Origin of the sequence: Cryobacterium breve (genome assembly GCF_004402375.1) — a bacterium.
GTDB lineage: Bacteria > Actinomycetota > Actinomycetes > Actinomycetales > Microbacteriaceae > Cryobacterium > Cryobacterium breve.
This window is the reverse complement of sequence record NZ_SOGJ01000023.1, coordinates 162,574-174,833: the sequence shown is the minus strand read 5'-3', so window position 1 is coordinate 174,833 and position 12,260 is coordinate 162,574. Positions and strand designations below refer to the sequence as shown.

The 12,260-nt window shown below is 65.7% G+C and carries 13 protein-coding genes; 6 read left to right on the top strand and 7 right to left on the bottom strand.

Annotated features, from left to right (window positions below; genetic code table 11):
* Nucleotides 1-23: 23 nt before the first annotated feature.
* Entirely contained in the window at nucleotides 24-827 is an 804-nt protein-coding gene (locus E3O65_RS10750) for a TrmH family RNA methyltransferase (protein WP_134363720.1), read from the bottom strand.
* A gap of 101 nt (nucleotides 828-928) precedes the next feature.
* Here E3O65_RS10750 and E3O65_RS10745 point away from each other — a divergent pair, with 101 nt between their 5' ends.
* Together E3O65_RS10745 and E3O65_RS10740 are read left to right on the top strand one after the other, a co-directional pair.
* Nucleotides 929-1,780, top strand: coding sequence for a Sir2 family NAD-dependent protein deacetylase (locus tag E3O65_RS10745; protein ID WP_134363719.1), 852 nt, complete (start codon nucleotides 929-931; stop codon nucleotides 1,778-1,780).
* Nucleotides 1,781-1,826: 46 nt separating this feature from the next.
* A complete protein-coding gene (locus E3O65_RS10740; RefSeq protein WP_134363718.1) occupies nucleotides 1,827-2,426 on the top strand; it encodes a histidine phosphatase family protein in 600 nt (199 codons plus the stop codon).
* On the opposite strand, the gene E3O65_RS10735 is transcribed toward E3O65_RS10740, so the two are convergent.
* A complete protein-coding gene (locus tag E3O65_RS10735; RefSeq protein WP_134363717.1) occupies nucleotides 2,414-3,538 on the bottom strand; it encodes a glycosyltransferase family 4 protein in 1,125 nt (374 codons plus the stop codon). The genes E3O65_RS10740 and E3O65_RS10735 overlap by 13 nt on opposite strands.
* A complete protein-coding gene (locus tag E3O65_RS10730; RefSeq protein ID WP_134363716.1) occupies nucleotides 3,535-4,434 on the bottom strand; it encodes an alpha/beta fold hydrolase in 900 nt (299 codons plus the stop codon). The genes E3O65_RS10735 and E3O65_RS10730 overlap by 4 nt, the downstream gene beginning before the upstream one ends.
* A 43-nt stretch (nucleotides 4,435-4,477) precedes the next feature.
* Here E3O65_RS10730 and treS point away from each other — a divergent pair, with 43 nt between their 5' ends.
* Nucleotides 4,478-6,175, top strand: coding sequence for a maltose alpha-D-glucosyltransferase (treS, locus tag E3O65_RS10725; RefSeq protein WP_134363715.1), 1,698 nt, complete (start codon nucleotides 4,478-4,480; stop codon nucleotides 6,173-6,175).
* 78 nt (nucleotides 6,176-6,253) lie between these two features.
* Complete coding sequence (locus E3O65_RS10720) at nucleotides 6,254-6,940, top strand: 3'-5' exonuclease (protein WP_134363714.1); 687 nt, start codon at nucleotides 6,254-6,256, stop codon at nucleotides 6,938-6,940.
* Between the two features lie 122 nt (nucleotides 6,941-7,062).
* Here E3O65_RS10720 and E3O65_RS10715 read toward each other — a convergent pair whose 3' ends face one another.
* The 3 genes from E3O65_RS10715 to glgA form a co-directional block, all read right to left on the bottom strand.
* Nucleotides 7,063-7,314 (bottom strand): type B 50S ribosomal protein L31, encoded by a 252-nt coding sequence (locus tag E3O65_RS10715; protein WP_134363713.1) that lies wholly within the window; start codon nucleotides 7,312-7,314, stop codon nucleotides 7,063-7,065.
* 161 nt (nucleotides 7,315-7,475) lie between these two features.
* The gene (locus E3O65_RS10710) at nucleotides 7,476-8,258 is read right to left on the bottom strand and encodes an ABC transporter ATP-binding protein (RefSeq protein WP_134363712.1); all 783 of its coding nucleotides are present in this window, start codon (nucleotides 8,256-8,258) and stop codon (nucleotides 7,476-7,478) included.
* An 84-nt stretch (nucleotides 8,259-8,342) separates the two neighbouring features.
* Nucleotides 8,343-9,524, bottom strand: coding sequence for a glycogen synthase (gene glgA / locus E3O65_RS10705; RefSeq protein WP_134363711.1), 1,182 nt, complete (start codon nucleotides 9,522-9,524; stop codon nucleotides 8,343-8,345).
* Nucleotides 9,525-9,604: 80 nt separating this feature from the next.
* On the opposite strand from glgA, the gene glgC reads away from it, so the two are divergent.
* Together glgC and serB are read left to right on the top strand one after the other, a co-directional pair.
* Entirely contained in the window at nucleotides 9,605-10,849 is a 1,245-nt protein-coding gene (glgC, locus tag E3O65_RS10700) for a glucose-1-phosphate adenylyltransferase (RefSeq protein ID WP_134363710.1), read from the top strand.
* The gene (gene serB, locus E3O65_RS10695) at nucleotides 10,846-11,493 is read left to right on the top strand and encodes a phosphoserine phosphatase SerB (RefSeq protein WP_134363709.1); all 648 of its coding nucleotides are present in this window, start codon (nucleotides 10,846-10,848) and stop codon (nucleotides 11,491-11,493) included. Before glgC ends, serB begins: the two co-directional genes overlap by 4 nt.
* On the opposite strand, the gene fabG is transcribed toward serB, so the two are convergent.
* Entirely contained in the window at nucleotides 11,490-12,200 is a 711-nt protein-coding gene (gene fabG, locus E3O65_RS10690) for a 3-oxoacyl-ACP reductase FabG (protein ID WP_134363708.1), read from the bottom strand. The genes serB and fabG overlap by 4 nt on opposite strands.
* Between the last annotated feature and the right edge of the window lie 60 nt (nucleotides 12,201-12,260).

Sequence of the window (12,260 nt, the reverse complement as noted above, 5' to 3'; positions counted from 1 at the left end):
GACTCTACCAAGCACCCCGTGGTTCAGACGCGCAGGGCATACAGCGCGACGGCGCTGGCCGAGGCCACATTGAGTGAATCGACGCCGTGCAGCATCGGTATCGTCACGACCGTGTCGGCGGCAGCGAGGGCCTGCGTGCTGAGCCCGTCGCCCTCCGCCCCGAGGATCAGAGCCAGCCGTTCCGGGATGTTCGCGGCGAACCGGTCGAGGTTCACGGCGTTGTCGGAGAGTGCCAGGGCGGCTAGGTGGAAACCGGCCTCATGCAGCAGCGGGGCAGCCTCACTCCATTCCGGCAGCCGGGTCCACGGGACCTGCAGCACCGTGCCCATGCTCACCCGCACGCTTCGCCGGTAGAGCGGGTCGGCGCAGCGGGGTGTTATCAGCACGGCATCCGCCCCGAGCCCGGCGACCGAGCGGAAGATGGCGCCTACGTTGGTGTGGTCGACGATGTCTTCAAGGATGACGATGCGCCGGGCGTCGCGGATCACCTCGTGCACCGGCACAAGGGCAGGGCGGTGCATGGCCGCCAGGGCGCCGCGGTGCAGGTTGTAACCGGTCAGGCGTTCGAGCACGGATGCCTCTCCGACGTACACGGGCACGTCCGGCCAATCCGCAAGCAGCGGGATCACGTCTGGAAGCCACTGCTCTTGCAGCAGAACGGACCGGGGACGGTGCCCGGCCGCGAGGGCACGCGTGATGACCTTGCTCGATTCGGCGATGTAGAGGCCGCCGGCCGGTTCGCTCACACGGCGCAGCGCCACGTCCGTCAGTCGGGCGTAGTCGACAAGACCGGGCAGGTCGAGATTTTCTATGGGGACGATCTGCACAGCGGGGGCGCCTTTCACGAGGAGATCTGACCAGCCTGCCAGTTCCCTGTCCAACTCGAAAACTCACGAGTTTAGACTCGGTGTACACAGGATGGAGCACCATGACCACCAAGACGATTCCGGTCGCCTCCGTCGCCCCTGCCGCCGCGCTGGACGCCGTGGCCGAATTGCTCCGCGGCCGCCACACCGCGGTTCTGACCGGTGCCGGCCTCAGCACCGACTCCGGCATCCCCGACTACCGCGGCAAGGGCGCCCCCGTGCGCACGCCGATGAACTTCGACACCTTCATCAACGACGAGCGTGCCCGCAAACGCTACTGGGCAGGCAGCCACGTTGGCTGGCACCGGTTTCGCGCCGCCGAGCCCAACCTGGGACACCGGTCCCTCGCCCGACTCGAGCTCAGCGGGCTGATCAGCGGCGTCATCACCCAGAACGTGGACGGCTTGCACACGCGCGCCGGGTCGCGCCACGTCGTGGACCTGCATGGGTCCCTGGACCTCGTCGTGTGCCTGGACTGCGACCAGGCATTCGGCCGCGACAGCGTCGCCAGCCGCCTCGAAGCCGCCAACCCGACTCTGGGAACAGCGGACGCCGTGAACACCGCCCCTGACGGCGACGCGGACGTCTCCGACATCGACGGCTTCACCATCCCCGACTGCTCGGTCTGCGGTGGCATGCTCAAACCCAATGTGGTCTTCTTCGGTGAACTCGTGCCCACGGTTAAGTTCACCGAGGCCACGGCCCTCGTCTCCGGTGCGGAGGCCCTGATCATCGCCGGCTCCTCCCTGTTCGTCAACTCGGGCATACGCCTTCTGGAGCAGGCCCGCCGGCGCAAGTTGCCGATCGTCGTCATCAACCTCGGCGAGACCAAGGGCGACGGACGGGCGATGATCAAGCTGGAAGCGGGCACGTCGGAGTCGTTGGCCGGGCTGGCCGACCGGCTCGCCGGCTGACCGGCCTGCGCGACCAGACTTTCCCGGTGACAACAGGAACGGCAGAATGACCAGACTTTCGATTGTGCGACACGGACAGACCGAGTGGAATCTGCACACCCGCATCCAGGGCAGCACCGATATCCCACTCAATTCGACGGGACGAGCGCAGGCCGCCGAGGCCGGGCTGCGACTGCAGTCCCGCAGCTGGGATGCGATCGTGACCAGCCCGCTCGGCCGAGCGCACGAGACGGCCCGGATCATCGCCGGGGAACTCGGTTTGCCCAGCCCGGAGGTCATCGCAGAGCTCACCGAACGCCACCACGGCCAGATCGAGGGCCTGACCTTCGCCGAGCGAAAGCTCCGCTTTCCCGACGGCGTCACCGTCCCCGGCCTGGAGACCAGGCAGGAAGTGCTCGACCGGGTGCTACCGGCCTTCGAGCGCCTCTCCGCGGCCCGCCGTGGCCAGTCGGTGCTCGTGGTCTGCCATGGCGGCGTGATCGGCACCCTGCTCCGTCACGCTACGGCGGGAGAGCGACCACGCCAGAACGAGCTCATCGCTAACGGCTCGGTGCACGACTTCGTCTGGCGAGCTGGCCGGCTCGAGCTCACGCACTTCGACGCGACCCTGCGTGGCGAGGCCGAGAACACGCACTACACAGGCTGAGTCGGCTCAGGGAGGGCGATGCTGCGGGGCGGGTCGCTGATCCGACCTGGGTCGACGTCCGGCTCCGTGAGCAATGCCAGGAGCCGGGCCGCGGAGTCGCGCCAGGTGAACCGGGCGGCCTCGTGGACGGATGCCGCGGACCGGGCCGCCCACTCCCCCGCGCCGAGCCGGCGCACGGCCGCGACCAGCGCGTCGCTGCTCGTGGGCTCGAAGTACAGCGCGGCGTCGCGGCCGATCTCCCGGAAGATGGGGATGTCGCTCACCACGACGGGAATTCCCAGGCTCATCGCCTCGACGAGCGGGATGCCGAAGCCCTCGTCGAGCGAGGCCGTGACCAATGCGGTCGCCGAGCTCAGCACCCGTGCATATTCCTCATCGTCGACTCCGTTGTGGAAGACGAGCCTCGCCTGCGGCACCAGGGTGGTGAGTCGTTCGCGTTCCTCGTCACTGATCCGGCTCATCAGGTGGAGTTCGTGGTCCGGCAGCTCGGCCGTCGCCCGCACCAGCGTCTCCACGTTCTTGTAGGGCATGAACGACCCCATATAGACGAGGCTGCCCGTGTCTGGAGCCGAGCGCGGGGTCGGCGGTGTCGAGAATGAGTCCGCGGCATTGTGGATGACCGTGACCGGCCGTCGGGTCAGCCGGTTCGCCTCGATCAGGCGGCGAGTGGTTTCCGAGACGGTCACCACACCGTCGGCCCGGTTCAGCAGCATTCGTTGCGGCCACCAGGACAAGTGGTAGATCCGCCAGGCGAGGCGCAGCAGGCTGGGCAGGTCCCGCGGCGGGGTGCGATTGCGGTAGTAGATCAGGTCGTGCACGGTGAGGAGCAGACGGTATTGCCGGCCCCAGGAGCCCATCGTCTGCATCGGAGTGAACACGACGTCGGGCCGCAACTGATTGATCTTTCGGGCGATGAATGGTTCCCGGATGCTGGTGGGCGCGCTCACAAGCTGCCAGGGCAGGTCCGGAAGCAGGGCGAGCTGGCGGTGGTCGGAGATCAGCATGGTCACCGGGTGCAGTTTGCCCAGCTCCGTGACCAGGCCGGCGGTGTACCGACTGATGCCGTCATGCCGGTCGAACCGGGTGTAGCGACAGTCGAACACGATCCTCATGTCGTGACCTCCGCGGCGAGGAAGAGGCGCACGGCGTCGGCGGCCTGCGCCGGCACCTCGTAGTGGATCAGGTGCCCCACCTCGGGAAGGACCCGCAGGGTGGCGTCGGGGAACAGCTCCTGCAACCGGTGCTGGGCCGCGACCGGGGTGATGTCGTCTTTCTCCGCCGCGATCAGCAGCGTGCGCTGCGGGATGCCGGCGGCGAACTCGCTCACGTCGGCGCCCACCGAAGCGGTGAAGGCCTCGAGCACCACCCGGCGGTCCGCGAACGCGGAGAAATACCGGTCGTGCTGGTCGTGAATCCAGCGACGCAGCCCGGGGTCCGACGTTTTCGCCATGGTCACGCTCATCACCCTGACGATGACGCGGTTGCGCAGTAGCGCGAAGCCAAGGCCTTCCGGCAGTCGAGCAGCCGCCCAGTAGTAGAAGACAGCAAGGCGGGTGAGGATACCGCGCGGCCCGGACAGGGCGGGAGCGGCTATGGGATTGACCAGAACCACGTCGTCGGAGTGCAGTCCCCCCGCGACACCGGCGGCCACGATGATAGACCCGAACGAGTGCCCAAGCACCACCACCCGTCCGGTCAACGCCAGCGCCGCCACGAACTCCGCCAGCCACCGGCCGTAGCCGTCGATGTCGTGCTTGGCCTCCGTGAGCACCCCGGACTCGCCGAATCCGGGCAGGTCAGGGGAAATCATGCGGAATCCGGGCAGCTGGGCGACCACGGGTTCGAGGCCGTGGTGGTCCCCGCGGAACCCGTGCACCATCACAATCGTGGTGGCTGCGGCCGCATCGCCGTAGTCCCAATAACGGGTTACGCTGCCGAACACCGTGACATCCCGAACCCTCACGGGAATCCGGGCGAGCAAGGCGTCGTAAGGCGAAGGAACATTCATCAACCCAAGTTTAGGGCGGCTGATGGCCGCCGGAAGGAACGCCATGAGCTTCACCGCCCCCATCCAGCTCCCCGGGCTCACCCTGGACCCGCACTGGTATCGACGTTCCCTGTTCTACGAAGTGATGGTGCGCTCGTTCGTCGACAGCAACGGCGACGGCGTGGGCGACCTGGCCGGTCTCATCTCCCGGCTCGACTATCTGCAATGGCTCGGCGTCGACGCGCTCTGGATTCCTCCCTTCTTCACCTCCCCGTTGAAGGACGGCGGCTACGACGTCACCGACTACCGGTCGATCCTGCCTGAATTCGGCACCCTTGAGGAGTTCAAGGAGCTGGTCACAAAGGCACACGAACGCAATTTGCGCCTCATTATCGACCTGCCGCTGAACCACACTTCGGATCAGCACGACTGGTTTCAGCAGTCCAGGAAGCATCCCGACGGTGCATACGGCGATTTCTACGTGTGGAGCGACACCGACGAGAAGTACCCGCACGTCCGCATCATCTTCACCGACACGGAGGACTCGAACTGGGCCTTCGACTCGGTGCGACGGCAGTTCTACTTCCACCGGTTCTTCTCGCACCAACCGGACCTCAACTTCGACAACCCGAAGGTGCATGACTCCATTCTCGAAATCGTGCGTTATTGGCTCGACCTGGGCGTCGACGGATTCCGGCTCGACGCCGTTCCGTATCTGTACGAGTCCGAAGAGGGCAATGGGGAGGGCGAGCCGCCCACCCACGAATTCGTCCGGAAATTGCGCACGATGGTGGACCGGGATTATCCCGGCCGGATCCTCATCGCCGAGGCAAACCAGTGGCCCCGTGAGGTGGCGGCATTCTTCGGGTCCGAACCCGAACCGGAATGTCATATGGCATTCGATTTCCCGGTCATGCCCCGGATCTTCTACTCCCTGCGCTCGCAGCGCGCCGGCGAGCTCGTGCGGGTGCTCTCCGAGACTACGGATATCCCCGCGGCCGCGGGTTGGGCGGTCTTCCTCCGCAATCACGACGAGCTGACCCTGGAAATGGTGAGCGAGGAGTACCGTCAAGCCATGTACGGTTGGTACGCCTACGACCCGCGAATGCGCGCGAACGTCGGCATCCGACGTCGCCTTGCCCCCCTGCTGGACAATTCGCGTGCTGAGATGGAGCTCGCCCACGCCCTGCTCTTCGCACTTCCCGGTAGTCCGTTCCTCTACTACGGGGACGAGATCGGAATGGGGGACAACATCTGGCTCCCCGACCGGGACAGCACGCGCACCCCCATGCAGTGGACACCCGACCGCAACGCCGGTTTCTCAGCTGCAGACCCTGGGAAGCTGTTTCTTCCGGTCGTACAGTCGCTGGTCTTCAACTACACGCAGACCAACGTGGAATCGCACCTGGCGCAGTCTAATTCGCTGCTGCACTGGATGCGCAACGTCATCCATGTGCGCAAGAGCCATCCGGTCTTCGGGCTCGGCACCCTGCGGGCGGTGTCCACGAGCCACGAGTCGGTGCTGGCCTTCACCCGCGAATACACCGGGTCGGGAACGAGCCTCGGGGATCAGCCGGAGACGCTCCTCTGCGTCTTCAGCTTCTCGCACAACCCGATCGCCGTACGCATCGAGGACCCGGCCCTGACCAGCCTGCATCTCTACGACATCTTCGGCGGCTCCGTGTTCCCGAGCTTCGACGAGGAGGGCGCCGTGACCCTGACCCTGGGGGCGCAGAATTTCTACTGGCTGCACTGCGGCTGACCGGGCCTGGTTCACGGATTCGGCGGCACGGACGCGTGGACACCCGTGCATGACAGTGGTCGGCCATAGGCTTTCCCCATGAGCAACTGGAGTGACACCCTCGCCGTTTTCGACCTCGAGACGACCGGCATCGACGTGGAGACGAGCCGTATCGTGTCGGCCACCGTGGCCATCATCGATGTGGCCGGAGAAGTGCTCGAGCGCGTCGACTGGCTACTGGACCCTGGCATCGAAATCCCTGCCCAGGCCACGAACGTCCATGGAATCACGACCGAGCACGCTGCGCAGAACGGTCGGCGCGCAGCGGAGGGCGTCGCCGAGATCGTGGCGACCATCCGGGAGCATCTCGCTCGCGGGCTTCCCCTGGTGGCCTACAACGCCCCCTACGACCTCACCCTGCTCAACCGGGAGTCGATTCGCTACGGTGTAACCCCGCTCGACACCCCCTCGCCCGTGGTCGATCCGCTGGTCATCGACAAGGCCGTGGATCGTTACCGTAAAGGAAAGCGAACCCTTGAGGTAACCAGTGCGTTCTATGGCGTCACGCTCAATGCTGCCCACGACTCCGGCGCGGACGCGATCGCCGCCGGTCGGGTCGCACAGGCCATCGCCCGGGCGCATCTGACGGCACTGCCGGTCACCGTCGGCGAACTGCATGTCTTGCAGGGCCAGTGGGCCCAGCAGCAGGCGGAGAATTTCCAGGCGTATATGCGCCGCGAACGCGACCCGGAATTCACTGCTGCCGGCGGCTGGCCCGAGCGCTAGCCACGGTTCCGCGAGCAGCACGACCCGGGCTCGAACGCAGGAAGGGCGACCAGCCGAAGCTGGTCGCCCTTCCTGCGCTACACGCCGTGGTGTACAGCGCATGGTGTGGCTGTGCGGCGTGGTTACTTGCCGAAGCCCTTGTAGCGCGAGTTGAACTTCTCGACGCGTCCGGCGGAGTCCATGATGCGCTGTTTGCCGGTGTAGAACGGGTGCGACTCAGATGAGATTTCAACGTCGATGACCGGGTAGGTCGCTCCGTCAGTCCACTCGATGGTCTTAGCACTGCCGACCGTCGAACGGGTAAGGAACGTCGCACCCGACGCGAGGTCGCGGAAAACCACGGGAGCGTACGTGGGGTGAATGTCAGACTTCATGAGACTTCCTTATTGCTGTTCGATTGGTGAGTTGCGCTTCGCTGAGCGGTTTCAGACTCGCCAGGGGCGGCAGAAAAAACGTGCGGTCCTAGGACCGACTGTCGAGTTTAGCAGAATCCGGTGGCGATGACCGCCATCCGATCTCGGCCATCCGATTTCGGTTAGACCGCGCGGGCGCTGAACCGGCCTTCAGTTTCGCGCAGCTCGATCGGAAGCCCGAACGCCTCGGACAGTGTTCCCGGGGTCAGAGCATCGGCCAGGGGCCCGGCGCTGACGATGCGGCCGCCGGACAGGAGCAGCACGTGCGTGAACCCGAGGGGGATCTCCTCGACATGGTGGGTGACCATGATTATGGCTGGTGAGCCCGGCTCACTTGCATAGCCGCCGAGGAGCTGCAGCAGCTCTTCGCGGGCGCCGAGGTCGAGGCTCGCGGCCGGTTCATCCAGCAGGAGGACTTCGGGGTCGGTCATTATCGAGCGGGCGATCTGGACGCGCTTCTGCTCTCCGTCGCTGAGAGTGCCGAACTTGCGGGCGGCCAGAGCGTCAAGCTTCCACTCCCCCAGCACCCGCTGGGCGCGGCGCTCGTCGATGGTCTCGTACTCTTCCGTCCAGCGCCCGGTGACCGAGTAGGCGGCCGTCATGACGACGTCGATGACCTTCTCACTCGCCGGAACCCGGCGGGCCATCGCCGTCGACGCGAAGCCGATGCGCGGTCGAAGCTCGAACAGGTCGGTACGGCCGATGGGCTCTTCGAGCACCACGGCCTTGCCCTTCGATGGGTGGACCAGCGCGGCGGCGATCTGCAGCAGGGTGGTCTTGCCAGCCCCGTTCGGGCCGAGGATCACCCATCGCTGGTCATCATCAACACTCCAGTTCACTGAGTCGAGGATGGTTGTGCCATCCCGGACGACGGAAACGTCGGTGAATTGGAGAACGTTGACCATACAACCATGGTAGCTGCCGTCACCGATCGGCAGACACGCGAGCCGGATGCCGCGCGCGTCGCATCGGCACCCGTCGCACGAGAGTCAAAGCAGTGAGGAGTAGATCTCACGGGTGCGGGTCGCGATCTGAGCCCAGCTGAACATCTGCTCGGCCCGTACCCGGCCGGCACGTCCCATCTCGGCAGCTCTCACGGGGTCGGCGAGCACCTCGATCAGGGTGCGAGAGAGGTCTGCCACGAAGAGGTCGGGGTCAACAGGGGTACCGGTTCCGTCCGTGGCTTGGTCGATCGGCACGAGCCGGCCGGTCACACCGTCGGCAACCACTTCGGGGATGCCCCCGGTAGCCGTTCCGACGACCGGTAACCCACACGCCATGGCCTCCAGGTTGACGATCCCGAGGGGCTCATAGACAGACGGGCAAACGAAGACCGTGCCGGCCGTCAGCACGGCTGCCAGGTCAGGCTGAGACAGCAGCCGGTCGATCCAGACCACGCCCGACCGTTCCTTCTGCAGCGCCTCGACGCCGGCCGTGACCTCGGCCAGGATCCCCGGGGTGTCCGGAGCGCCGGCGCACAATACCAGCTGCACCTCCGGCGGCAGCAGGGCCGCGGCGCGGAGCAGGTACGGCAGGCCCTTCTGTCTGGTGATGCGTCCAACGAAGACCACGGCAGGCCGGTCCGGGTCGATTCCCAGTGCGCGCACGGTGTCCAGGTCGTCGGTGGGCTTCCATCGTTCGAGGTCGATGCCGTTGTAGACGACGTGAACGCGGGATGCGTCGAGCGCGGGGTAGCTGCGCAAGATGTCGCGGCGCATGCCCCCGCTGACGGCGATGACGGCATCCGCAGCCTCGAACGCCGTGCGCTCGATCCAGCTGGACACGCGGTAGCCGCCGCCGAGCTGCTCGGCCTTCCAGGGGCGCAACGGCTCCAAGCTGTGCGCCGTCACGACATGCGGGATCCCGTGCAGGAGCTGCGCGAGGTGACCGGCTCCGTTGGCATACCAGGTATGCGAGTGCACGATGTCGGCACCCTGCACGTCCTGGGCCATCTGAAGGTCGACCCCAAGCGTCGCCAGGGTCGCGTTCGCGTCGGCCAGCTGCTCGGGCACCTCGTACGCGTGCGTGTCGGGCGCGTCACGAGGCGCACCGAAACATCGCACGGACACGTCGATATCGGTCCGGAGAGCCTTCACGAGCTCTGCCACATGCACGCCAGCCCCGCCATAGATTTCCGGGGGGTATTCCTTGGTCAACAGATCCACTCGCATGAGGCAAAGCTAGCGCAGGCTGCCCCCGGACACGCCCGATCCTGCTAGATCGACGTGACGATTGGCCCTACTGTAAAGACATGCAGTCAAAGAAGATCTTTGGAATCGTGCTCGCAGGTGGAGAAGGAAAGCGGCTCATGCCGCTCACTGAGGACCGCGCGAAGCCGGCCGTGCCTTTTGGAGGGCATTACCGACTGATCGACTTCGCGTTATCGAATCTGATCAACTCGGGCCTCACCCAGATCGTGGTGCTTACGCAGTACAAGTCGCACAGCCTCGACCGCCACGTGTCCCAGACCTGGCACGTCTCCGGCGGCCTGTTCAACTCGTATATCGCATCGGTGCCCGCGCAGCAACGCTTGGGCAAGCGCTGGTTCAGCGGTTCGGCCGACGCGATTCTGCAGAGCCTCAACCTGATCCACGATGAAAAGCCCGACATCGTCGTCGTGGTCGGCGCCGACCACGTGTACCGCATGGATTTCAGCCAAATGATCGAGGCGCACATCGCATCAGGGGCAGCGGCGACCGTCGCCGCCATCCGTCAGCCGATTGCACTCGCCGACCAGTTCGGCGTGATCGAGGTCGACGCGGCCACGCCAGACCGAATCCGTGATTTCCGTGAAAAGCCGAAGGATGCGATCGGCCTCGCCGACGCGCCGCATGAGGTCTTCGCTTCCATGGGCAACTACGTGTTCAACACGGAAGCCCTGATCGAAGCAGTTTTGCGGGACGGCGAACGCCCCGACTCCAGCCATGACATGGGTGGCGACATCATTCCCGACTTCGTGTCTCGTGGCGAGGCTGGCGTCTACGATCTCAAGCTCAACGACGTCCCCGGGTCAACGGACCGTGACCGGGACTATTGGCGCGACGTGGGCACCATCGACTCCTTCTTCGAGGCGCACCAGGACCTGATCAGCGCGCTCCCGGTGTTCAACCTCTACAACCAGAAGTGGCCGATCTTCAGCCAGCAGCTCAACTCGCCGCCGGCGAAGTTCGTGCGCGACGGCCGCGGTTTCCTCGGCACCATGATCGATTCAATCGTTTCCCTTGGTTGCGTCATTTCCGGAGCTCACATCGAGCGCAGCGTTCTCGGCCCGTGGGCTGCGATCGATTCCGGCGCCCAGGTGGTCGACTCGATCGTCTTCGACCGCGTGCAGATCAAGCCGGGCGCGACGGTTCGCCGGGCGATCCTCGACAAGGACGTAGTGGTGGCTGCCGGAGCCGAGGTCGGCGTGGATCGCGATCGCGACCTGGCCCGCGGCTTCAGCGTCACCGACTCCGGCATCACCGTCGTCGGCAAGGGAGTGCACGTCCACCCGTGACCGCTCCCGCTCGTTTCCTCGTCGTTCTGGACGCCGATTCCACTCTCATCGAAGACGAGGTCATCGAGCTCCTTGCCGCGGCGGCCGGGTCACTCGACCTGGTCGCCGCTGTGACCGAGCAAGCCATGTGCGGTGAGATCGATTTCGCGGAGAGTCTGCGGCTGCGGGTCGGCACCCTGGCCGGGTTGCCCGTAACGGTTTTCGATGAGGTCGGGCGGCGCATCCGCCTGACCCGTGGAGCTCAGGCCCTCATCGACGGACTGCACGCGCACGGCAGCCGCGTCGGCGTTGTCTCGGGCGGATTCCACGAGGTGCTCGACCCGATCGCCGCCGATCTGGGCGTCGACCACTGGCGGGCCAACCGGCTGGAGGTCTCCGACGGACACCTCACCGGAGGACTGGTCGGTCCCATCATTGACGCTGCGGCCAAAGCTCGCGCACTGAGAGAATGGGCCGAGTTGGAGGACGTCGAACTCCCCCAGACCATAGCCGTCGGTGACGGCGCCAACGACCTGCAGATGATGCGAGTGGCCGGCCTGGGCATAGCCTTCAACGCCAGACCCGTCGTGAGGGCGCAGGCGGACCTGGCGGTCGACGCCCGCGACCTCAGCCAGGTCCTGCCAATGCTCGGCCTGCGCGGTTAGTGCCCCATCCCCAGTCCACCGTCGACGGGGATGACGGCGCCTGAGATGTAGGCGGCGTCGTCGCCGGCCAGCCAGGTGACGACTCGTGCCACCTCACCGGGCGTTGCGAAGCGTCCCGCCGGAATGCTGCGCTTGTAATCGGCCTGCTGCGTCTCTGACAGCTTCGCGGTCATATCCGTCTCGATGAAACCAGGAGCGACGACGTTGGCAGTGATCCCCCGGGCGCCGAGTTCACGGGTCACGGATCGGGCGAGTCCGATCAGTCCGCTCTTCGAGGCGGAGTAGTTGACCTGGCCGGCAGACCCGTAGAGGCCGACCACGCTGGAAATCAACACGATGCGCCCGAACCGGGCCTTGAGCATGCCCTTCGAAGCGCGCTTCACAACGCGAAATGCGCCGCTCAGGTTGGTGTCGATCACCGAGGTGAAGTCGTCCTCGCTCATGCGCATCAATAGCATGTCGCGGGTGATGCCCGCATTCGCGACGACAACCTCGACCGGGCCGAGAGCAGCCTCGATCTCTGTGAAGGCGGCGTCGATCGACGCTGCGTCGGTCACATCGGCGCGCACGGTCCAGCTACCCGCCGGACCTTCGCCGGAGCGGGCCGTGACAGCGACACGATGCCCCTGCCTGATGAACTCTTCGGCAATCGAGAATCCGATGCCGCGGTTGCCCCCGGTGACAAGGACAGTTCTGCCAGTCGTCATGCTGGGTCCAATCTCTTTTTCTCAGCGAACGAACAGCCGCACGCACGTATATTCCAGTTT